This is a genomic window from Variovorax sp. N23 (assembly GCF_025486315.1).
GTDB lineage: Bacteria > Pseudomonadota > Gammaproteobacteria > Burkholderiales > Burkholderiaceae_C > Variovorax.
This window is the reverse complement of the sequence record NZ_JAOOPY010000004.1, coordinates 123,343-144,943: the sequence shown is the minus strand read 5'-3', so window position 1 is coordinate 144,943 and position 21,601 is coordinate 123,343. Positions and strand designations below refer to the sequence as shown.

19 protein-coding genes and 5 pseudogenes are annotated in these 21,601 nt (G+C 64.1%); 13 read left to right on the top strand and 11 right to left on the bottom strand.

The window, feature by feature from the left end:
* Positions 1 to 81 precede the first annotated feature (81 nt).
* The 4 genes and pseudogenes from N8A90_RS08000 to N8A90_RS07985 all read left to right on the top strand — a co-directional run.
* The gene (locus N8A90_RS08000) at positions 82 to 462 is read left to right on the top strand and encodes a transposase (protein WP_262074159.1); all 381 of its coding nucleotides are present in this window, start codon (positions 82 to 84) and stop codon (positions 460 to 462) included.
* Positions 459 to 794, top strand: a complete 336-nt coding sequence (gene tnpB, locus N8A90_RS07995) for an IS66 family insertion sequence element accessory protein TnpB (protein WP_262074157.1) — start codon at positions 459 to 461, stop codon at positions 792 to 794. The genes N8A90_RS08000 and tnpB overlap by 4 nt, the downstream gene beginning before the upstream one ends.
* A 71-nt stretch (positions 795 to 865) precedes the next feature.
* The gene (gene tnpC / locus N8A90_RS07990; RefSeq protein ID WP_262074155.1) at positions 866 to 2,431 is read left to right on the top strand and encodes an IS66 family transposase; all 1,566 of its coding nucleotides are present in this window, start codon (positions 866 to 868) and stop codon (positions 2,429 to 2,431) included.
* A 203-nt stretch (positions 2,432 to 2,634) separates the two neighbouring features.
* A pseudogene (locus N8A90_RS07985) lies at positions 2,635 to 2,843 on the top strand (integrase); the annotation flags it as partial.
* A 360-nt stretch (positions 2,844 to 3,203) separates the two neighbouring features.
* Here N8A90_RS07985 and N8A90_RS07980 read toward each other — a convergent pair.
* The 4 genes and pseudogenes from N8A90_RS07980 to N8A90_RS07965 form a co-directional block, all read right to left on the bottom strand.
* A pseudogene (locus N8A90_RS07980) lies at positions 3,204 to 3,788 on the bottom strand (class I adenylate-forming enzyme family protein); the annotation flags it as partial.
* A 12-nt stretch (positions 3,789 to 3,800) separates the two neighbouring features.
* Positions 3,801 to 4,052: pseudogene (locus tag N8A90_RS07975) on the bottom strand (ATP-binding cassette domain-containing protein); the annotation flags it as partial.
* The gene (locus tag N8A90_RS07970) at positions 3,935 to 4,537 is read right to left on the bottom strand and encodes an ATP-binding cassette domain-containing protein (protein WP_262074153.1); all 603 of its coding nucleotides are present in this window, start codon (positions 4,535 to 4,537) and stop codon (positions 3,935 to 3,937) included. The gene N8A90_RS07970 and the pseudogene N8A90_RS07975, both read right to left, overlap by 118 nt.
* 86 nt (positions 4,538 to 4,623) lie before the next feature.
* Positions 4,624 to 4,941 (bottom strand): annotated as a pseudogene (locus tag N8A90_RS07965) (DDE-type integrase/transposase/recombinase); the annotation flags it as partial.
* 336 nt (positions 4,942 to 5,277) lie between these two features.
* Here N8A90_RS07965 and N8A90_RS07960 point away from each other — a divergent pair.
* The 8 genes from N8A90_RS07960 to N8A90_RS07925 all read left to right on the top strand — a co-directional run bounded on the left by N8A90_RS07960 (position 5,278) and on the right by N8A90_RS07925 (position 12,818).
* Entirely contained in the window at positions 5,278 to 6,063 is a 786-nt protein-coding gene (locus tag N8A90_RS07960) for an ABC transporter substrate-binding protein (RefSeq protein ID WP_262074152.1), read from the top strand.
* Positions 6,064 to 6,079: 16 nt separating this feature from the next.
* The gene (locus N8A90_RS07955) at positions 6,080 to 6,751 is read left to right on the top strand and encodes an ABC transporter permease subunit (protein WP_262074151.1); all 672 of its coding nucleotides are present in this window, start codon (positions 6,080 to 6,082) and stop codon (positions 6,749 to 6,751) included.
* Positions 6,752 to 6,757: 6 nt separating this feature from the next.
* Entirely contained in the window at positions 6,758 to 7,444 is a 687-nt protein-coding gene (locus N8A90_RS07950; protein ID WP_262074149.1) for an ABC transporter permease, read from the top strand.
* A gap of 5 nt (positions 7,445 to 7,449) precedes the next feature.
* The gene (locus N8A90_RS07945; RefSeq protein WP_262074147.1) at positions 7,450 to 8,037 is read left to right on the top strand and encodes a hypothetical protein; all 588 of its coding nucleotides are present in this window, start codon (positions 7,450 to 7,452) and stop codon (positions 8,035 to 8,037) included.
* The gene (locus tag N8A90_RS07940; protein WP_316044010.1) at positions 8,034 to 8,789 is read left to right on the top strand and encodes an amino acid ABC transporter ATP-binding protein; all 756 of its coding nucleotides are present in this window, start codon (positions 8,034 to 8,036) and stop codon (positions 8,787 to 8,789) included. Before N8A90_RS07945 ends, N8A90_RS07940 begins: the two co-directional genes overlap by 4 nt.
* Before the next feature lie 243 nt (positions 8,790 to 9,032).
* Positions 9,033 to 9,623 (top strand): chorismate mutase, encoded by a 591-nt coding sequence (locus N8A90_RS07935; protein WP_262074146.1) that lies wholly within the window; start codon positions 9,033 to 9,035, stop codon positions 9,621 to 9,623.
* A gap of 179 nt (positions 9,624 to 9,802) precedes the next feature.
* Positions 9,803 to 11,950, top strand: coding sequence for an aminodeoxychorismate synthase component I (gene pabB, locus N8A90_RS07930; protein ID WP_262074144.1), 2,148 nt, complete (start codon positions 9,803 to 9,805; stop codon positions 11,948 to 11,950).
* Complete coding sequence (locus tag N8A90_RS07925) at positions 11,943 to 12,818, top strand: DMT family transporter (RefSeq protein WP_316044009.1); 876 nt, start codon at positions 11,943 to 11,945, stop codon at positions 12,816 to 12,818. Before pabB ends, N8A90_RS07925 begins: the two co-directional genes overlap by 8 nt.
* 37 nt (positions 12,819 to 12,855) lie before the next feature.
* Here the strand turns inward: N8A90_RS07925 and N8A90_RS07920 are convergent, their stop codons facing one another.
* Positions 12,856 to 13,476 (bottom strand): hypothetical protein, encoded by a 621-nt coding sequence (locus N8A90_RS07920; RefSeq protein WP_262074142.1) that lies wholly within the window; start codon positions 13,474 to 13,476, stop codon positions 12,856 to 12,858.
* Between the two features lie 438 nt (positions 13,477 to 13,914).
* Between N8A90_RS07920 and N8A90_RS07915 the strand changes: the two genes are divergently transcribed.
* On the top strand, positions 13,915 to 14,571 hold the full coding sequence (locus tag N8A90_RS07915) for an acyl-homoserine-lactone synthase (RefSeq protein WP_262074141.1): 657 nt from the start codon (positions 13,915 to 13,917) through the stop codon (positions 14,569 to 14,571).
* 13 nt (positions 14,572 to 14,584) lie between these two features.
* Here N8A90_RS07915 and N8A90_RS07910 read toward each other — a convergent pair whose 3' ends face one another.
* From N8A90_RS07910 to N8A90_RS07885, 6 genes and pseudogenes are all read right to left on the bottom strand, one after another.
* Positions 14,585 to 15,298, bottom strand: a complete 714-nt coding sequence (locus tag N8A90_RS07910) for an autoinducer binding domain-containing protein (RefSeq protein ID WP_262074140.1) — start codon at positions 15,296 to 15,298, stop codon at positions 14,585 to 14,587.
* A 739-nt stretch (positions 15,299 to 16,037) separates the two neighbouring features.
* On the bottom strand, positions 16,038 to 17,987 hold the full coding sequence (locus tag N8A90_RS07905; RefSeq protein WP_262074139.1) for a DUF3363 domain-containing protein: 1,950 nt from the start codon (positions 17,985 to 17,987) through the stop codon (positions 16,038 to 16,040).
* Positions 17,988 to 18,744: 757 nt separating this feature from the next.
* Positions 18,745 to 19,812 (bottom strand): annotated as a pseudogene (locus N8A90_RS07900) (IS110 family transposase); the annotation flags it as partial.
* Positions 19,813 to 20,256: 444 nt separating this feature from the next.
* Positions 20,257 to 20,778, bottom strand: coding sequence for a S26 family signal peptidase (locus N8A90_RS07895; protein WP_262074138.1), 522 nt, complete (start codon positions 20,776 to 20,778; stop codon positions 20,257 to 20,259).
* A complete protein-coding gene (locus N8A90_RS07890; RefSeq protein ID WP_262074136.1) occupies positions 20,775 to 21,170 on the bottom strand; it encodes a DUF2840 domain-containing protein in 396 nt (131 codons plus the stop codon). The genes N8A90_RS07895 and N8A90_RS07890 overlap by 4 nt, the downstream gene beginning before the upstream one ends.
* Positions 21,171 to 21,268: 98 nt before the next feature.
* On the bottom strand, positions 21,269 to 21,565 hold the full coding sequence (locus N8A90_RS07885) for a helix-turn-helix transcriptional regulator (RefSeq protein ID WP_262074134.1): 297 nt from the start codon (positions 21,563 to 21,565) through the stop codon (positions 21,269 to 21,271).
* Positions 21,566 to 21,601: the final 36 nt, after the last annotated feature.

The window sequence follows — 21,601 nt, the reverse complement described above, 5'->3', positions numbered from 1 at the left end:
CCGCTAAGTGCCGCCTTAGCTCGGTAAGCGCGCGGTGAAGTCATCTTGATTGCCTGAGAGTTGGCAGGCATCGTGTCCGCGATGAATGATGTGGACACGATAGATGGTGTGGTTAAGCGGGCCACCCGTCGCAGGCACAGCGCGCAGTTCAAGGCGCAGGTCCTGGAAGCGTGCCGGCAACCCGATGCGTCTGCCGCGGCGATCGCGAGGCTGTACAACCTGAACGCGAACGTGATGCACAGGTGGCGCGCCGACGATCGCAAGGCGGCGTCGCCGAAGTCGACTGACGCTGCGACCTTGCCGATGCCCGACTTCATCGCACTCGATGTGCAGCCTGAAGCCCAGATGCCGGCTCGCGACATCCGCGTTGAACTGAAGCGAGGCAGCGTCACCGCAGTCGTGCACTGGCCTGTGGAGTCGGCCTCGTCATGCGCAGCTTGGCTGCGCGAGTGGCTGCGTTGATCCGCGTCGACGCCGTGTGGCTGGCCACCGAGCCGATCGACATGCGCGCCGGCATGGAGACGGCGCTCGCGCGCGTCGTGAAGGTGTTCGGCTCCGCGCAGCCACACCATGCCTACCTGTTCGCCAACCGACGGGCCAATCGCATGAAGGTCCTCGTGCACGATGGCATCGGAATCTGGCTGTGCGCACGTCGTCTGCACCAGGGTCGATTCCTCTGGGCTAACGCGGGCCTGGGCACGCAGATGGCGATGACGCGTGAGCAGCTCGACGCGCTCGTGCTCGGGTTGCCCTGGCAGCGCATAGGTTCAGCGGGCGTCATTACCGTGGTGTGATCGCACGGCAGCCGTGCAATTGCGGCAAACGCCGATGACACTCACACGCTCGGGCGGCATTCTGCGTGCTCATGGTGGACGCCGAACAACTGAAGGGCCTCAGTGCAGAGCAACTGCACGAGGTGACCCTCCGGCTCATTGATGGCTTCGCCGAGCAGCAGCGCTTGCTCGAGGCCAAGGACCGCTCGATCGAGACGCTCACGCGCGAGATCACGTTCAAGTCCACCAAGGTCGACCAGCTCACCCACGAGCTCGCACAGTACAAGCGCCTGCGCTTCGGCAAGAGCAGCGAGAAGCTCGACGCGGCGCAGGCCAGCCTTCTGGAAGAGACGCTTGACGCCGACCTGGCCGCCATCGAAGAAGAGCTCAAGCAGCTTCGCCCGCCGCCCAAGACCGAGGACAAGCAGCAGCCGCGCCGCACGCCTCTCCCGGCAAACCTGCCGCGCGTCGATATCCACCACGAACCCGAGTCGACCACTTGCACGTGCGGCTGTGCGCTCAGGCGCATCGGCGAGGACGTGGCCGAGAAGCTCGACTACGTTCCCGGCGTGTTCACCGTCGAGCGGCATGTTCGAGGCAAGTGGGCGTGCGCGAATTGCCAGACGCTGATCCAGGCGCCGGTGCCGGCCCAGGTGATCGACAAGGGCATCCCCACGGCCGGCCTCCTGGCGCAGGTGATGGTGGCCAAGTACGCCGACCACCTGCCGCTGTACCGCCAGGAAGCGATCTTCGGGCGTGCCGGCCTGGCCATCCCGCGCTCGACGCTCGGTGCGTGGGTCGGCGCCTGTGGCGTACGCCTGCAACCACTGGTCGATGCGCTCAAGGACGCCATCCTTGCTCATCGAGTGCTGCATGCCGACGAGACGCCGGTAGCGATGCTCAAGCCTGGCACCGGCAAGACGCACCGCGCTTACCTGTGGGCCTACACACCAGGCGCCTTCGAAGGCATGAAGGGCGTGGTCTACGACTTCGCCGACAGCCGGGCTGGCCAGCATGCTCAGGACTTCCTGGGCGAATGGCGCGGCGCGCTCGTATGTGATGACTACTCGGGCTACAAGGCCCTGCTGGCCAAGGGCGTCGTCGAAGCTGGATGCTTGGCACACGCCCGGCGCAAGTTCGTCGAACTGCACACGGCCAACAAGAGCCAGATCGCCGAGGCAGGCATCCAGTACTTCGCCCGGCTCTACGAGATCGAGCGCGAGGTGAAGGATCTGGACGCAGATGAGCGGCATCGCATCCGCCAAGCGCGAGGTCGGCCGATCGCCGAGGCACTGCATGCCTGGATGATCGCGCAGCGGCTCAAGGTCCCGGACGGCTCAGGGACAGCCAAAGCACTGAACTACAGCCTGAAGCGCTGGGCTGCACTGACGCGCTACCTGGACGACGGCAAATTGCCTGCGGACAACAACTGGGTGGAGAACCAGATCCGGCCTATTGCCGTGGGCAGAGGGAACTGGCTGTTCGCTGGGAGCCTGCGTGCTGGTCAACGCGCCGCAGCCGTCATGAGCTTGATCCAATCAGCCAAGCTCAATGGGCACGATCCATATGCCTATCTGAAGGACGTGTTCCTACGCCTGCCGACGCAGCCGCATAGCCGCATCGACGAACTGCTGCCGCATCACTGGCAGCTGAGCTGACGGCCTGCTCGCGATGGCCGCACGCTGCGGCCATCGTCAAGATGTGTTCGCCGCGTGCTTACTTAGCTCGTCGACGCGTGAGGCATCCGCTTGTCCATCCGTTAAAACGGACATCCGGTTCTTCGGAACGACAAGCATAGCGTTGGACACCAACCTCAATGACGTGCACTCTTTCTGGTCCCTCAACTCGATGGGAGACCATCATGGGATTAGAAGCCAACATTGTTCGTCGTGAACCGTGGAACAAGGGAAGATCGTCGTTCAGAAGGCGCCCTTCAAACCAAAGGATATCTGAGCGCTCCGAGTCCGCTTCCAAATGGAAAATCGGATCCGCGAACTCGCACTCTTCAATCTGGGAATCGACAGCAAGCTTCGCGGCTGTGATCTCGTTTCACTCAAGGTGCGCGACGTCATATTGCTACGCTGGCTGCGCAGTTCGGGCTGATTTTTGTCCTGGCCGCAACTGCGGTGCCGGCGCTGCGCCAGGGCTCAATGCTGTTGGCGTCGATGCAGAAATGAGCCCCTTTTGGCTCATGTGCCGACGGCCCCGTGAGCCACACGAGCGGCTCTCAGACCCGCACGCCTGTTGGACGCCAGGGATAAACAAGTGGCGCAGTCGAAGGTCGGCGCGGTGGCTCACTCCGGTCTCGGCAGCAACCGGCCGATCTCCATTCTGCTCTGCGCTCACTGCCTTGCAGTCAGCACCAGTGAGCTTGCCTTCCCGAGCTGTAGCTGCTGCGCACCCATGCCTGCGTGGCTGCGCGAGCCATGCTCACGCAGCCTTCAGAAGCCGCCGCAACACCTTGCCGGTGCCTGTGGCGGGCAGCAATTCGCGCAGTTCAAGTTGCCGCGGCACCTTGTAGTGCGACATGTTCTCGCGGGCCCACGCAAGCAAGGTGTCGCAGTTGAACGGCTGGGCGGCATCGCCGCTTGGCACGATGAATGCCTTGACCACTTCGCCCTTGACCGCGTCCGGCACGCCGATGACGGCGACCTGCCCCACATCGGGATGCAGGATCAGGATCGACTCGACCTCTTCCGGGAACACGCTGAAGCCGGAGATCTTGATCATTTCCTTGATGCGACCGATGAAGGTCAGGTAGCCCTGGTCGTCCATCTTGCCGATGTCGCCGGTGTGCACCCAGCCGTCGCGGAGCACCTCCGCGGTGGCTTCCGGCTTGTTCCAGTAGCCATGGAACACGCCGCGGCTGCGCACCACGATCTCGCCGGTCTGGCCGTTCGGCACCATGTGGCCGTCGAGGTCGACAATCTTCAGGTCCACGCCCTTGCCCGGGACGCCGTTGGTGCCCCAGCGGATGCCGTCACGCGGCATGAGCACGTCGTTGGTGTGGGTCTGGCGGTGCCGCTCGGCCAGGCGCGGAAAGCGCTCGTAGATCCCCTCGAGCCTGGCGCGCGCTTCGGCTCGCGTACGGCGCGGCGTCTGCAGCAGGCCCAGGCGCAAGTTCTCTTCCACGGTCAGGCCGGGGAAGATGCGGCGGTCCTTCAACACCAGGCCGATGCCGTGCCGACACACCTGCTCGGGCGCGGCACCAGTGAAGTCCTGCTCGGCGAAACGCAAGCGGCCGCGCGTGGGCTGGACCCGCCCTGCAATCGTCTTGATGACTGTGGCCTCCCGACACCGTTGCGACCGAACAGCCCCACCACTTCACCGGCCTCCACGCGCAGGTTAATGCCTTGGAGCACGTGGTTCGGACGGTAGCAGGTAGGTACCTCCGTCGATTCGAGCATGTCTCGGGATCCTCGTGTCTCTCGCCGCAATAGGCGGCCCGCACGGACGGGTTGGCGCGCAACGTCGCCGGTGCGCCCTCCGCGAGCGTCTGCCCCTGATGCATCACGATCACGTGAACAGACAGCGCCATCAACAGGTCGACGTCGCAATTCGGGCTGGCCGACAAGCGCGACGAGTTGGCGCGAAGAACAGGTTGATGATCTGGAAGAGCGCGCCAAGCCAGCCGCCAGCATCTGGCGCGGTGCGGCGCCGGTCAGTTCGCGACCTTCGAACATCACGGTGCCGCTGCTCGCACGGATGGCGTCGCTGATCAGGTTGAACAAGGTACTCTTGCCTGCGCCATTGGGACCGATCACGGCGGTGATCGCGCCGGCCTGGGCGTCAAACGCCACACTCGGGTAGCAATGAAAAAGCGGAAAGGCGCGTTGACAGCACCTCGCTGGGCGTTGACCGGGTCGCCTGACTGCCGTTGACGCCGTCGGCCGCCGCCTGCGTCGTCGCTCATTCTCGATAGCCAGCCTGGCCAACGGTAGTGCCCGCCGCGATCAGCGTGGACTACTGGCCGATCAACTGTATCTGCCACGGTCTCGATGGCTGCATCCAGCATTGTGTCGAAGAGCGCGGCGTTCGGATTCGTACCGATGGTCCAGCTCACCACCATCCCGTCGAAGCAGTCGATGATTGGCGACAGATAGACATTGCCGGCGGAGATCTGGACCTCCGTGATGTCAGCGAGCCATTTCTCATTGGGCGCCACGGCCTGCCGGCTAGCACTGGTACCGCTAACGCGGCCACAGAGATCGTCTTTCATATCGAGTCGTCGCCGTAACGATAGCGATCCGTCCGGCCATCTATCCATCGCGGTAGCTCCTTCACTGTTCCCGAGGGTCCGGCGCGATTCTCAGTACCGCTTCCATCTCGATACCTTCGATGCAGTTTTACTGTCATGCAAGGGCTGATTGCTGTTCGGAGCGTACTCCGAGGACCAACTTTCGACACTCAGCCGAACAACCGTTTGCTTGGCGCGCAAGCGTTGTGCGTGTGCTGATTTCACTTGACGATCGTGCCACTGCATCGATCTCTTCAAGGTCATCTCATGAACTCATTCGCACGTTGTCTAAAGATCCTGCGTCAATGGATCTTCCTAATAACGGCGTCTTTACTCTGGGTCGGCGTCGCTCAAGCGCAGGACAACTATCGCATCGCAACCGAGGGCACCTATCCACCCTGGAGCTTCAAGGATGCACAGGGAACGCTGCAGGGCTGGGATGTCGACATCGCGAACGCGCTGTGCGAGAAGATGAAAGCCCGATGCGAGATCGTCGCCCAGGACTGGGACGGGATGCTGCCGGGCCTCATGTCCCGAAAGTTCGACCTGATCGTCGCCAGCATGGCGATCACCGAACAACGCCGCCAGCGCGTGGCCTTCTCCACCAAATACAAGGAGACCGTCTCACGGTTCGTCGCCCGCAAGGACGCCCCTGCGGAAGTCAGCCCCGAGGCGCTCAAGGGCAAGTCGATCGGCGTGCAACGCGGCTCGATCCAGGCCGCCTACTTGAGCCATGACTACAAGAACTCGGACCTGCGCTTCTACGACACCCCACAGGCCGCCGAACTCGACTTGGTCGCAGGGCGCGTCGAATACATCTTCGGCAACATGGTGACGTACTTCGTGGGCTTCATGAAGACGCCCGAAGCGCGGAACTTCGCCTTCGTCGGCCCGGAATTCAAGGGCGGGCTTCTCGGCGAAGGCAATGGCATCGCCGTGCGAAAGGATGATCCGAAGACGCTCACGAAGGTCAACGCGGCCCTCGAAGCCATCCGCGCCGACGGGACCTACGACCGCATCACGGCGAAGTACTTCCCCTTCAAGCTGATGTAGCTCGGAGGCAAGAGAAATGGAGATCCTTCATGGCTACGAAGGTCAGTTGCTGCTGGGCGCCCTGACCACATTGAAGCTCGCGGCGGCCGCGCTTTTGCTTGGCACGCTCCTGGGCATTGGCGGCTGCTGGCTGCAGCTCTCGGGATATCGACCCTTACAGGCGCTGGGCTATGCCTACGCCGCGGTCGCCCGAGGCGTACCGGATCTGCTGATCGTCTTCGCTGTGTTCTTCGGCGGGTCGCTCACGCTGGCCACCCTGACCGGCCGACACGTCGAGGTCGACACGTTCGTGGCGGGCGTCGTCGCGCTGGCCCTGTCCTTCGGCGCCTACGTTGCCGAGATCGCCCGCGGCGCCCTGCTGGCGGTACCCACCGGGCAACGAGAGGCCGCTCGAACGCTGGGCCTGTCCCGATTCCAGACGCTTTGGACGGTCGTGTTGCCGCTGGCCGCCCGTGCGGCGCTGGCTCCCTTCGGCAACCAATCGATCGTGCTGCTCAAACAAACGTCCATCGTTTCCATCGTGGGGTGCGACGAACTCATGAGAAAGGCTGCCGAAGCTTCGGGCTCCACGCGCCAGCCGTTCACGATGTACTTGGCGACAGCTTGCATCTACCTGGCACTGACCGCCTTGATGACGCTCTGCCTCGAATGGGCCGAGCGCGAGACCTTGCCCCTGGCGGCGAGGTGATCCGACATGTTCGACCTCGCCCTCCTCTGGTCCATCTTTCCTGCGCTGTTGACCGGCGCCAGGCTCACGCTGGTGCTCACCGCGTTGGTCATTCTCGTGGGCATCGCACTGGCGTTGCCGGTCGCCCTATGCAAGAACTCGGGGTTCCGGGGACTGCGCGCCGCGGCCAATGCCTACGTACTGTTCTTTCGGGGTACCCCGGCGCTAGTGCAGCTGTTCCTTCTGTACTACGGCGCAGGTCAATTCGAGTTCGTGCGCGATTCGCATCTGTGGCCGGTCCTGCGGGACCCGTTCTGGTGCGTCGTGATCGCTCTCGGCCTCAACTCGGCGTCCTACGCCGGCAAGACCCTGGCCGCCGCGCTCGACGCCATTCCAAGGGGGATTCGTGAAGCCGCCTTCGTGCTCGGGCTCAGCCGGGCACACGCGTTCTGGCGGATTGATCTGCCCCTGGCCATGCGAACAGCACTCCCGGCCCTGGGCAACGACGTCATCCTGACTTGCAAGGCGACCTCGCTGGCCAGTACCGTGACGCTGCTCGAGCTGACTGGCACTGCTCGCCTTCTCACGTCCGAGACCTATGCGCCGTACGAGGTCTTCTTCGGTGCCGGCCTCGTCTACCTCGCGATCAACTATCTCCTGATGTCCAGCCTGCGCAGGCTGGAACGCAATCTCAACCTCCAGGCATCCCCATAGCCATCATGAAGTTCATCACCCTTGGACCCGCCGGCAGCAACCACGAGTTCGTGACGCTGCGCTATCTCGACTTTCATGGGCTGCTCGACCGTGCCACGGTGACGCTGGCTGCCGACTTCGCGCAGTGCGCTGACGCGGTGTTGAATGGTAGCGCCGATTTTCTGATCCAGTGCGCCGTGCACCCGGCCTGCACGGCGACGATGGGAAGATTCTTCGAAGGACTGTTCGCGATCGACACGTTCATCTCGCCCAGCCAGGATCTTGCGATTCTCCAGCGCAACGACGCCGTTCAGCCTCGCTCGCTGGCGGTCATGCGTCCGACCCTCGACTACATCGATGCTCGACAGTGGGAGCGCATCAAACTGGTGGGGACCGTTGCCGAAGTGACCAGCGGCTTGCTGGCCGGCAAATATGCCGCTGGCCTGGGCTATGCAGCGGCGGCTCAGTCGCATCCCGACATCCTGCACGTGACGCAGTTCATCGGGACCGTGGACGATGCGTGGATCGTCTACGGCCGGGCCCGGGTGAGCGGAGGAAAACTTCTGGCATGGCGCGACAGCCCCGCCGGCCGGCTCTATGGGCGGGCGGCATGATGATGATGGCTGAACCCATCCGGCCGCTGGTGGTCAGCGTCACAAAGGTCTCAAAGCACTTTGGGACCCATCAGGTGCTCCGCGAGATCGACATGACCGTGAAGGCCGGCGAGCGAGTGGTCGTGTGCGGGCCTTCCGGATCTGGCAAGTCGACGCTCGCGCGCTGCATCAGCGGCTTGGAAGGCTATGGCAGCGGCATCGTGAGCGTCAACGGCACGACGATCACGCCGCAGATGCGCCACAAAGATCTGGTCGCGGCCAGCATCGGCATGGTTTTCCAGCAGTTCAACCTGTTTCCGCATCTGACGGTGCTGGAGAACTGCACGCTGGCTCAGTCCTGGGTGCTGCGTCGATCGAAGAGCGAAGCGCGTGAGACCGCGTTGGCGCATCTTGCAAAGGTGCGGCTGGCCGACAAAGCCTCGGCCTATCCGGCCCAGCTCTCAGGTGGCCAGCAGCAGCGCGTCGCTATCGCCCGCGCGCTGTGCCTGAACCCGTCGGTCATGCTCTTCGACGAGGCCACCTCCGCGCTGGACCCCGAGATGGTCAAGGAGGTGCTGGAGACCATGATCCTCCTGGCACGCGATGGCATGACGATGATCTGCATCACGCACGAGATGGGCTTCGCACGTGCGGTCTCGGACAAGGTGGTGTTCATGGACGCCGGACGCATCGTGCAGGAGGCCTCGCCGGACGTGTTCTTCAGCGCGAACACGGATCCAAGGATTTACAGGTTCCTCAGCCAGGTCTTCTGAGTTCACGCAGAGCATGGCGTCGACTCATGAACCGAGATTCCCGCCTGGGCTTCGACGGATCAAAGTTAAGGCGCGAATCGTTGGTATCTCGCGCGCTGCCCGCTCAGCATCCGCGCTCCCTGCGTGCGTCCGCATTGAGTCGGAAAGAAGGTCTATGGCGCAAGAATACCTCTGGCCTTTATGCCACGGCCTGATCCAGCAGGTTGCCGGGTCTACGTTTTCCGAATCACTCAAGGAGTATCTATGCCGAAGTTCGCTTTCTCTGATCGAGGCCATTTTTTTGGCGTGATCGCCGTCTGCGTGTTCCTGGCCTCCTGTGCCAACGCACAGCCCGCACCACCCAGCGACTTTTCACGACTCGTCGACCTAAGTGCCGCTCGCCTCGAGATCTCACGCCAAGTCGCGCTCACCAAATGGGATAGCGGCTTCCCGGTTGCCGATCCACCCGGTGATCCACGCGAGCAGCAGGTCATTGCCGCCGCAGCCGCTGAAGCGGCGAAACGTGGTGTCTCGCCGGAACTCGCCGGCGCATTCTTCGCGGACCAGATCGAGGCGAGCAAGCTGATCCAGATCGCACTCATGACCAGTTGGCGGCGCGCCGGTGAGGCGCCGACGGAGCCGCGCGCCGACCTGAGCGGGCAGCTGCGCCCGGCCCTTGACCGGCTGCGGCCGATGTTCATCGAAGAGCTGAAGGCGACGCAGCGCCTTCGCGAGTCGCCCGAATGCAGAAGCCGATTGGCGAACGCCACCGCCGACCTCGCCAGGATCCGCCACATGACGCCTCTGTTTGTCGTGGCACTGGACCGGGGACTGGCACGCGTATGCGGTGATTGAGCCTGCGCAGCGTCGCTACCAATCAGAGCGCATTCTCGACCTTGCCCCAGAACGAATCGGCGCATTGCGCAGCCACGTAGCGAGTTCGCGCGCCGCGGCGCCCCTACCTGATCGAGCAGTTGTGCATCAGGGCCGAACGGCAAACGATGGAAGTGCCCCAACTTTCAAGAGAGACGGCCATGCGCACCCTCCTCATCGACAACCACGATTCGTTCACCTATAACCTCTACCAGTACCTTGCGGCGGCCAACGACGAGGAGCCCCTCGTCGTCCGGAACGATGAGATGCCCTGGGAAGCGATCGAGAAGCTCGGGTTCGACAACATCGTGATCTCCCCCGGTCCCGGCAGACCGCAGCGCGCAACCGACCTCGGCATCTCTGCTGACGCGCTGCGATACGCGGACGTGCCCGTGCTGGGTGTGTGTCTGGGACACCAGGCGATGGCGCATGCCTGCGGCGGCACGGTGGATCTGGCGGTGCGGCCGATGCACGGCCGCCTCGACCGGATCTCCCACGCACAGAAGGATTTGTTCCGCGGCATTCCGGACCGCTTCGAAGCCGTGCGTTATCACTCACTGGCCGTCACCGAGCTACCGAGTTCGCTGGAGCCGCTGGCGTGGGCCTCGGATGGCACCTTGATGGCGCTGCGGCATGTGGCTCGCCCTTGGTGGGGCGTCCAGTTTCACCCCGAATCGATCTGCACCGAATTCGGCGCACGGTTGCTGCGCAACTTCCGTGACTTGACACAGGAATGGCGCAACGCGTCTCATCGCCCCTCCGCATCGGCCGGTCCCGCGTACGCCATGCCCTTCGGTGAAGGCCGCCTGCATTTGCACGTCGAGTGGCTCGACACGGTTGTCACGGCCGAGGACATGTACGTTGCTGCGTTCAGCGCATCACCGACGTCGTTCTGGCTCGACAGCAGCTTGACGGACAGTGGACGGGCGCGCTTCTCCTTCATAGGCGACGCTTCCGGACCGCGCGCCGAAATAGTCGGCTACGACGCACAGCACCGCTGTGTCGAAATTCGCCGCGGCACTGCATCCGAGGTGCGGGCAGAAAGCGTGTTCGACTACCTGCAGACGCAGTTGGCGCTGCCGCGTCCCGTCGCCCCCCTCCTCCCCTTCGATTTCCATGGCGGCTTCGTCGGGTATTTCGGGTATGAATCCATGTCCGACCCGACCGAGCGCCCGCCTTGTTTGAACGCCATGCCGGACGCAGCCTGGATCAGGGTCGACCGGTTCATTGCCTTCGACCATGCGGAGCAAGTCACGTGGGTCGTCTGCCTCGACACGCAGCATGTCTCCGAAGCGAACCGGGAATGGATGCGGCGAATGCGAGAGCAACTCGCCGCTCGGTCCAACATGCCACCGGATGCACCCGAAGCGGCGCAGCCGCCGGCCGCAGGGCTTGGAGCGCTCGCATGGCGGACCTCGCTCGCCGCCTACCGAGATCTGATCGTGGAGGCGCAGGCTCAGATTCTGCAGGGCGAGACCTACGAGGTCTGCCTGACGAATCAGTTGCAAGGCGTTGGGGTGATCGAGCCGCTCGGCGTCTACCGGCTGCTTCGTCGGCGCAATCCGGCGCCCTACGCCGCCTTCTTGAAGCTGACCGATCAGGCAGTCCTGTGCGCCTCGCCCGAGCTGTTCCTGCGCATCGGGCAGGATCGCTCCGTCGAATCCAAACCGATCAAGGGCACGGCGGCGCGGGGCGCCACAGCGGAGGAGGACCAAGCGATCAAGGACGAGCTGGCGCAAGACGAGAAGACCCGAGCCGAGAACCTGATGATCGTCGACCTCTTGCGCAACGACCTCAACCGCGTGTGCGATGTCGACAGCGTGCACGTTCCGAGCCTTTTCAGCGTGGAAACCTACGCGACGGTGCATCAATTGGTCAGCACGATCCAGGGACGCCTACGCAGGGACCGCACGGTCATCGATTGTGTGCGCGCTGCCTTTCCAGGCGGCTCGATGACCGGCGCCCCCAAGGAGCGCACGATGCGTATCCTCGAAACCCTGGAAGAGGGGCGTCGCGGCGTCTATTCCGGCAGCCTGGGCTACCTGTCGTTCGGCGGCGCCGCACAACTCAACATCGTGATCCGGACGATTATCAGCACACCCTCCGGGATATCGATCGGCACCGGCGGCGCCATCGTTTCGATGTCAGACCCGGACGCCGAAGTCATGGAGATCGTTCTCAAGACACATGCGTTAACCGATGCGCTGATAGCAGCCGGCGCAGCGGCCACCGAGCCCGTTCCACCGAGCGCCCCTGTTCCGCCCTCCGCCACGAACACGCTCGACCACGGCAACGCCTCAAGTGACTGATCCCGCAGTGAACCGTCGAGGCATCGTCCTGATGCTGATGGCAATGTTTGCCTATGCGCTCAACGACGCCTTCGTCAAGGGAACAGCGCATGCATTGCCCGCCGGTCAAGTGCTTGCCGTGCGCGGCGTGTTCGCGACAGCCTGCGTGCTTTTGGTAATGCAGGCCAGGCGACAACCGGCATGGCGGGGGCTCGCATTTCACCCGCTGCTGGCATTGCGTTGCGGTCTTGAGATCACGACGGCACTTTCGTCGGTCCTGGCGCTCACTCGTGTGCCGCTCGCCACCGTCACCGCGATCATGATGTCTGCACCGCTCATCGTCGGCATAGTGTCCAGTGCGCTCGGGTGGGAATCCTGGCAGCCCAGGCGCTTGGTACTGACGCTCATTGGTCTTGCGGGCGTCCTTGCCATCGTGCAGCCCTGGAGCCGTTCCATTGCGCAGGGCTCCGACACGGGTATCGGCTTTGCGGCGGTCTGTGCACTTTCGCTCGCCACCCGTGACCTGGTCACACGACGCCTGCCGAGTGCGATCCCCTCGGGCAGCGTGACGATGCTCATCACGGCGGCTGTCTGTGCTGCAGGCTTTCTGGTAGGGCTGAGTGAGCAGTGGCCACCTCTGCGCGCATCGAGCGCAGGACTCCTTCTGCTGGCTGCCGTTGCCACGGCCGCCGGGAACCATGCGCTGCTCGCTGCTTGCCGCAACACTGACCTGTCCGTGGTCGCGCCGTTCCGCTACAGCATGGTGCTGTGGTCGATGCTGTTGGGTATGCTTTTCTGGAACGAATGGCCCACCGATTCAGCCGTTCTCGGCATTGCCCTCGCAGCCACTGCCGGCATCCTCGCGAGCCGCCGTATGGAAAACCGTTGATGCCTGGAATCCAAGACCGGCTTCAAACACCGGCCCATCAGGATCCGCCACAGTTCGGAGATCGATCCATCCCGAGCCAGTATTGGTGAGCCACTGGACTATCGCGCCAGACAACCGCGTCCCCTTTGTCGACCGCTTCTCGTCCATAGACAATCCACGCCTCGCAAGTCGTTCCGATCGAAGCGAGCACCTGCCACTCGTCACAATTGGCGAGCGCGAACGACATGAACACGATCCCCGCTTCATACCGGCGAGCCCGAAGACCGTTCTGCACAGCGGCAACGCTGGATTCAAAAATTACTTCGCTCCAGCAGGAAAGATCAGCATCGTTCTGGGAGGCGGGCTGCACAGCGACGCGCTCACGCCCATCTCCGGCCTTTCGGGCCCGAACCAGCGCCATGGGTCGGCTCGGAGAGATGAAAGCATCCACGACAACCAAGCGAGGGCGATAGGTGCTCGCGATCTCGGCTGCGGCAGGATGGACCGCACATTGCAGCAGGTAGTCCGCTCTTCCGTCGACCACGTCACGCGCACCACAGTGGAAGTCGTCAAAGACGATCAGGCGCGACGCCTCCGTGATGCCGTGCGATGCGAGGTACCGCTGCAACACGAAATGGTGATCGCTGCCCTCGGGACCGAGCGTTGCAAAAGTGAGCATGGTGGTCTTGAGCGTAGATAGGTCAGATTCGCTGAGAGCACATCTCGATTGCCCCGCATCCGAGGGGCCGTTCTCAGGACGCTGTACCGCCACCGGGCCGTTTTGCCGACGCATGAAAGTACGCTGAAAGCGACCTCAAGGCATGAGCGAGGTGGTCAGCCGGCCGCATCTTTGCCGCTAAAGCATTCGAGCGCAATGGATGTTTGCGATACGCAGTTTCGCCCTTCCCACCGGTCCATCGCTGTGCATTGCCGCGTGTGGTGAGCAACCGGCGCACCGCAAGCAAAACACCGAAGCCTCGTTGCACGCTTTGCATTGCGTAGATCGCGGAGTTCCGCGTCGTGAAATCCACCAACAACCGAGCAACCCCTCTTACTTCAGGTAGTACCCAGTCAGCTGTCGGATGCTTCTAATGCCTCCAGGGAAAAGGAGCGCATCATGAGGATCATTGCCGGAACAGCGCACAGCATGCCAGCAGGACTGCTCTTCGACATCGCGAGGTATCGCCATCGCGTCTTCGTGGAACATCTGGGCTGGCAGTTGCACACCGCTGGTCGACTCGAACTCGACGAGTTCGACCATCGCGACACCTGCTACATCGCTGCCATCGATGCGGGCGGTGCAGTGATCGGAACCGCGCGCTTGTTACCGACCGACCGCCCGTACCTGCTTGCCGATGTCTTTCCCCAGTTGATGGGCGACGCGCCCTTGCCCCGCTCCGCCACTGTTTGGGAGATCTCTCGTTTCTCGGCCATCGACCCACGATCGCCCATGGCATCGCCGACGTCCAACTTCGCGTCACCGCTTGCGCTGGACATCCTGGCTGCCGCCATGCGGATGGCGTCGGACGCAGGCGCGCAGCGTCTGATCAGCGTGTCTCCGCTGGGCATCGAACGCATTCTCCGACATGCAGGCGTGAAGGCAGAAAGAGCCAGCGCGCCAAGAGAGGTCGATGGGCATCTGCTTTTTGCGTGCTGGATCTCCGTGGACAGGCAGTGGCGGTCGCTTCCAGACATTGGTCGTCCAGTCTCGGGAAAAGACTACGCGGAGACGTCGCCTCACCAACTCGAATGCAGTGCACCTGGCCTGCCCTGAGCCTGCCTATAGATCACCCATCGAGCAACCCCAGACGCGTTGCACGTGCGGCGGCAGCCACCTTGTTGCCTGCACCCAACCGTGCGATCGCGTTCTTGACGTGGAAGTGAACGGTGTGCTCGGAGACGCCGAGAATTCGCGCCACCTGCGCGGAGGTTTTCCCATCGGCTGTCCACCGCAGGACTTCGATCTGTCTGGCCGTGAGCAGAACTTCGCCGCCGGCCTGAGATCCCAGCAGACGACTCGACAGTTCGAGATGCGCCACGTTGGCGAGCCAGCGCCAGAGGGGGTCATTCACTCGAATCTCGCGCGGGGAGATTTCCTGGTGGGATCGGGCGATCGACAGCATACCGATGCGACCACCACCATCGAAGCACGACTGCGCCCAACCGATACGCAGCCCAAACGACTGCGCTTCGTCCCAGAGTTGTGGTGTCGTTCTGAACGTCCGGGCACTCCATACCTGTGGGACAGGCGTTCGACGCCCATGGATCACGGTCGGGTCGATCGAGATATAGCCTTGCTCCCGGTATCGATCGACCCATCGATCCTGATAATTGCTGAGCGTTATGAAACGCGGCCGGGTGAAAGGAAGGGGCAGCCGCAGACCATATGCCCAATGCTCGAAGCCGAGTTCACGCGCTCCGTAGCCAATCAGATTGCCCACCTCCTCCGCAGTGCGGGCTGCGGCCAAGCGGGTGTTCAGCATTTCGAAGAATGGTCTCACGACTACTCCTGAGCACAGCAATCGGCTTGAACGAGCGTCGCGCTTAGCGCCTATGCGACGGCCCACAGCCCCATTGCCCTGAGCGCGGCATCCGGCTTTCGGATGCGCGGGCTGCGAAAGCACGCAAATATCATGCCGGACACGAGGGACGGTCCCGCTGAAGTGCCCCGGTAGCTGATGAAGAAAACAAGCTCGCTCCTTCTCGACCTGAGCACCGCGGTGATGGTGGATTCCACGATCAGCAAGCCCCTGATCGGCTAGGCGATCGTTGATCTCGACCACCGCCTGATAGCCAGCGCGAACGGTACGTCGCGTCGCTGCGCGTTAGCGAAGACCGACTGTCAGCGCGGTCCGCCGGCTTCTACAGCTGCGAGCCCCAAAATCTCCACCACCGTCGTGAAGCCCGGGGGAGCTCAGGCAGCGCCAACTGACTCGGCCTCTGCCTGCGCCTCTGCTCGACCTCCAGCGCATGAGCGATTCCGAACGCCTCGCGATCGCCAAGGCTGGCGCGCGAGCGCCACAAGGTCGCAAGACGAACAAGCTCGTCATCGGGTACATGGGCTAGATGAGCAAGAGGGCGTTCGGAACTCATGGCACTCTACGATACAGATCTCGTGACTTGGGGACATTCGAGGTTCCCACAGGTTGCCTGAAGGTCCAACTCCCACTGTCGAGAATGTCACCGGGCAGCGCGTCAAACAAGAGCCCGAGCAAGGCAGCAGTACTGACTCCGACAACATCAGAGAGAACGGCCACGCTGCCTGCCAAAGTTCCACGTGACCGACGAACCGCGCGCCACGGCCGATACCTGCTGCCCCATGCGCCGCTCGATCACCGGCCGCCACGGCGCCAGGCTGAAGCCCATGCCGTCGTCAAGCACGGCAAAGCGCCCGCTGGCAAGCTGGATGGACCGGCGATAGATGCCGCTGACTTGCTGGCCGTCCCGCAGCGGCCTGTAGGTCTGGCCGGTCTGTTCCTGCAATGACTGTCCGGCGGCTGCCAGTTCGCGATCGCGCAGCGTTGCCAGCAGGTTGCGCGCGAGGACTACGCGCTGCCCGCGGCGTTCGGCCAGGCCGTGCTCGGCGAGGAAGTCCGCGCGGGATTGCATCGCATCGCGCACCGCCGCGCCGAAGCCCCGATTCGCGACGCCGACGTCGGTCACCAGGTTCCGGTCCAGCCAGGTCGCGCCGAGGGCTCGGACCTGCTGCTCGATGGGAAGATGCGAGCGCAGCTCGATCACCCAGCCATCCGTTTTTCGCGCGTCGTGCTGCTGGGCGCTCTGCACCAAGTTCGCCGGGATGTTCCAAATGCCATCGGCCATGCGTTCGACAAGACCCGCGCGGCGCAAGGCTTCGAGTCTGCGCACATGAACCTCGACGGTGGTCTGTGGATCGCCATCACCGGCTTGTCGAAGTTGGCTCAGATGGTCCGCTACGCGATAGATACCGTTCTCCGACACCGCAGCAATCGTCCGATCCACTTCCCTCCCCGGTCGCTGATGCCTGGCCTCCACGATGGCGTACATCGGAAGCTTGGCCAGCTCGGCGCTGGGCGGCAGCTTCAGGTAGTGCGCGCGGCCATCAATGCCGTCGACCACCAGAAAGCCGCGGTCGCTCAGTTCATCGGTCAATCCCTTGCCGATGATGCGACCGATCACAGGCACGGCGCTGGCCTCCTCTGTGCCATGCACCACGAGTTCACGCTGCGGGGCTCCAAGTGCGCGCCGCATGGCGTCCAGCGCGTCCTCGCGCTCGCCCATCGCACCGAGAGCGGCCGCCATGCCGGGCTGGAGCCTCCAACGATGGGCGCTCACCCGCTCGGCCAGTCCCATTCCTTCGAGACGCTGCAGCCTGGCGCGCAATACGTTCTGACGCGCCCGATCCGGAGAACAGCCCGTCAGGTCGATGGCGCCTCCTCGGTCGGCTTGCCGGATCAGCGTCCGGTCCAGGCCGGTGAGCCGCTGCTGATCCAGCTCTCGCACCAAGCTCTGTCGCATCTCGAGCTCGGTGCGCGGCCCCAGCCATTCGGTGGCGATCTCGCTCGCGCGCATGCGCATGCCGTGCGCCATGTAGTCCGGGGAGATCACCAGATCCTCCCCGCTGGCGGTCCTCCCGTTCAGCACGATGTGGGTGTGGGGGTTGTCCGTGTCCCAGTGATCGACGGCCGCCCAGTCCAGCTGGGTCTCCAGGTCGATCTCCATGCGGCGCATGAGCTGACGGGTGAATCCCTGGAGGTCTTCCAGTTCCAGCCCATCCTCGGGCGCCACAATGAAGCGGAACTGGTGGCGGTCGCCCTGTCCGCGCTCCTGGAAGGCCTTCAGGTCGACCTGGTCGGTGTCGGCACCGTAGGCCTGACCCTTTTGTCCATCGCGCGTGACGCCATCGCGCTCGATGTAGCGCAGGTGGACGGCGACGGAGTTCACACCAGCGCGCTTGAGCACGACGAAGCGGCTCTTGATGACGACACGCCGGGCCTTCGACCCGAGGCGTTGTCCGACCGTTGCAGCTGCTACCCTCCCCCGCCCAAAAGTGCACGCTGGTCGCCGCCCCTCCTGCTTGCCGGAACGCTTCGCTCCGGTCTTCGAGACTTCCTTGAGCACCTGCGAGATGAAGCGCTGCGAGCGTGGCCCGCCCCGCGACCTTGGTGCCGCCGGTTTGACGCGGAAGCGGTCGTCGTCACGGCTCGCCATGACGAAGCCCCCAGCGCACCTCGGCGTTGTCAGCCGCAAGCGGCACGCTACAAACGCCGCAGTCATGCGGGGTCCGGTGTCCGCAAGGCACGCGCGAGGCCCCTCGCGGTGCCGCGTCAAACCCACGTGCAGACTGGGCTTCGGGGGCACGACGTGCCGCCCCTTTTATCTGGCCCACCTAATCGGGGCTCCATTGTTGACCGGATTTCTCATGCGATTCTCCTTCACGACATCGTCGTCTGCACGTTGAAAACGCGCGCATGCGAGCACCGTGAAGTGCATGTGCGCGCACCATTGAATGCATCGCCGACTGCGCACGATGCGCAGCCCGACTTGCTTCGGGATCGTGCGTTCGGGTGGTCGAGTGCCGGTGCGCCGGGCACACCTCCGCGCTCATCGAGGGCCTGGATTTGTCGCTGCACAAGCCTCTTGGGTGGCAGCGCGAGTGGCCATCGAGGCGCATGTCGCCATCGGTCGGACGGGGCCGTGTCACAAGCACTCGAGCGTGGTCCGCTTGCGCGGCCACAGGCAAGATATCGAGCTTCCCGTCTTTCATGGTCTGCACCAACTCTCTCCAGTTCACGTCGGAACGCCTTGACCCTCGCGGGTGTTCAGTGGATGTCGCCAGCGCTGCGACGAAGCTGCTGCGCTGATGTGCCGCGGGCTGTCATTGGCCTGCTCCTGCAGGTGCACCGGCGATGACTAGATGGCCATCCGGCGTCGGCAGCGCCGCCGTCTTCGCCAGGCGCCCCAGGTGCTTCTGATCCTTCTTTTGGGCGCGCCGGCTGCACTCCTCGGATGACGTGCCCGCACCACCGTCGTAGCAGGTGCCGTCGCTCCACATCGCGTGCATGATCACTGCCAGCTTGCGCGCCACGGCCACCGCAGCTTTGTGATGGCAACTGCGCTTGGCGATCTGCAGACCCCAGCTTTTGACCTTGTCCTGTCCTCGGAAACGCTTGAGCAGCACGGTGGCCGCTTCGAACAGCGAACGGCGCACATCCGGATCACCGGCCTTGCTGATACGGCCCTGGATATCGATGGACGTGCCCGACTGCCATCGCCTGGACGTCAGCCCGAAGTACGCGGCGACATCGCGCGAGCGCTTGAAGCGCGACGGATCCTCCACCGCGGTGCGGAACGCCAGCGCCGTCACCGGCCCCACGCCGGGGATCGCCATGAAGCGCCGGCACAACTCGTCCTGGGCCACCTGCGTCACCACCAATTGGTGCAAATGAAGGTATTCCCTCCACAGCGCCGCGCGGGCGGCGAGCATGCTGTCCATCAGCTCGGCCGTGAACGCATCGCCGACCACCGCGGCGCGCACGGCCGCCTCGAAGCTGGCGCGTCCGACCTTGTGCAGGCGGATGCTGAACGCCTTCAGGGAGTGGCGGATGGCGTTCTCCAGATCCAGGAACTTGCGCTTGCGATTGCGCCGGTGCGTGAGCAGCAGGCGCAGGCGGTAGCACGCCTCGCTCTTGATGTAAGCGCTCTTGTACCAGCCGGTGCGCACCAGGTGGGCGATGCCCAGCGCATCGGCCGCGTCGGTCTTGTTGCGCTGCGCCTTCAGTGCCGAACGCACATGCGTCGCCTCCAGGCACACCATGGGCAGGCCCAGCGCGAGCAACTGCGGCTGCAGCCATGGCGACAGTGCGCCAGCCTCATGCCCGACGCGGCGCAGTCGTCGCAGGAACGGCGCCAGGGCCGCGCGGATTGCCGCCGGCTCAGTCTCCGCCGTGGTGCGCAAGAGCACCTGACCATCGCCATCGACCACGCAGATGGCTGTTTCCGTCACCGAGACATCAAGTCCACCGAAGTATTGCATCGCCGCTCTCCTGCTACGTTGAACAGGCCGATCAGTATGCGCGGCCGCGCCCGCGTTCGCACCCCGTGCGGACGCACTCCCGCGCTGCCGCGGCGCCTGATTGGGCGCGCTTGCCCCGATTACCGCAGCACTCCATCTCCGGTCCTTGTATCTGCTCCCTGCCCCGACCCGCCGCCAGCCGCGCACAGGAGGAATGGTGCTGCCCGAGGGGTAGCTCGGATGCAACGGGTGCTGCATGCTGTCTTCCATCGCTTTGCACGACTGAGTTCAGCCTACGTGCATGTGCGGATGCAGTTTGACGACACGAGCGGCGCGCGGGTTCGCACTGCGTCGGCACGTCACCAATGGAGCTTCGGACCAGGCTCGACCGCGTTGTTGGCGACGAACAGAACACTGACGCGAAGACGCACCGCAGCTTGTCGATGTGCGCACCAGGGTGGGATCTCATGGCGCGCTCCATGTCCACATCGGCCGTGCAATTCCCACCACGGCAGACCTCGCGATAGGACCGAAATAGCGGCTGTCGAACGACGCCGAATGGGTCACGCCGAGCAGGAACAACTCATTGTCGGCAAGAACGCGACACTGCTGCCAGACGGGTAATGGCCGCTGGTTGCCGTCAAGCGTCCGCACGGTCGCCACGGCGAGACCGTCGATGCGCACAACGTGTTCTCGAACACACACCGATTGCGGCGCCACGGCGCCGATGCGCTTGAGGATCGGCACACCAGCCGGCAGATAGCCACGCTGCGCCGCGAGGGCCGACGCGTGGGCGGGAAGTCTCGCGAGCACGATGCCGCCCACCTGCAGAACGTCGTCATGTTCGACGTGACCGACGCGATACCACCCGCGCGGCACGCTGTCGCTCGGGTTGTAGACGATGCTCACCGGTAGCGTCATGAGGGCTGGCAGGCCGAGCGCTGCCAAGCCGAAGCCCATCCACGCGAAAAGCATGCGGCGCTTCATGCCAGCGCTGCGCGCGCAGGATGCGCCGGATGCCGCCCTGCCGTGCATTCGGGGCACGGCAAGCGTGCGACCAGCCTGTTGCCGATCGTGTGCCAGAGGGCTGCCGCCACCGCGCGAGGATCGATGCCCACCGTCGCGATGGCGTCGAGCAATTCGAGCGCCGCCTTGACCTGCGACTCGTCATCGACACGCAGCAGCATGCGCGCGCCTGGCATCACGCCAGCAACGCGCGCGCTGTCGTACGTACCACCGATCGCCCTCGGCGTTCGGAGCGCCACGAGCGTCCAGAGACTCGTCCCATCGTCGCTGCCGTTCCACTTCAATCGGCAGCAGACGGCCAACGGCGCAACCATTGCCATGCGTGGCCGACGCTGAGGAATGGTTTCGCGCACCGTCATCTCCAAGTGCCGCTCAACCTTCACACGGTGCTCGACAAATTGGCGTGGAGGGGTCGGCCACGGCTTCGGGCGCGCTGCGCGAATGGACGTGCTCAGCGCACCGAATGGCGCTGCACGTAGCCGGGGTCGGAGGTCATGCCGTAGGTGTGGTTGTCTGCCCAGGCACGCAGGTCGGCGGTCGCGTAGACCACGCGCGCGCCGAGCTTGCGAAAGCGCGGCCCACCGCCCAGCACGCGCTGCTTCTCCAGCGTGCGTGGCGACAGCCGCAGGAACGCGCCGGCCTCGTCGGTCGTCAGGAACTCGGGATTGCCGGGTGCAGCGGGAACCACGGCAGGCTGCGGCGCAGCCGCTGCGGCCGAGCGTGAAGGGAACGAACTGCCAGTTGCCATGAGGGCCTCCATCGCTGTGAGTGGGCCGCAAACCAC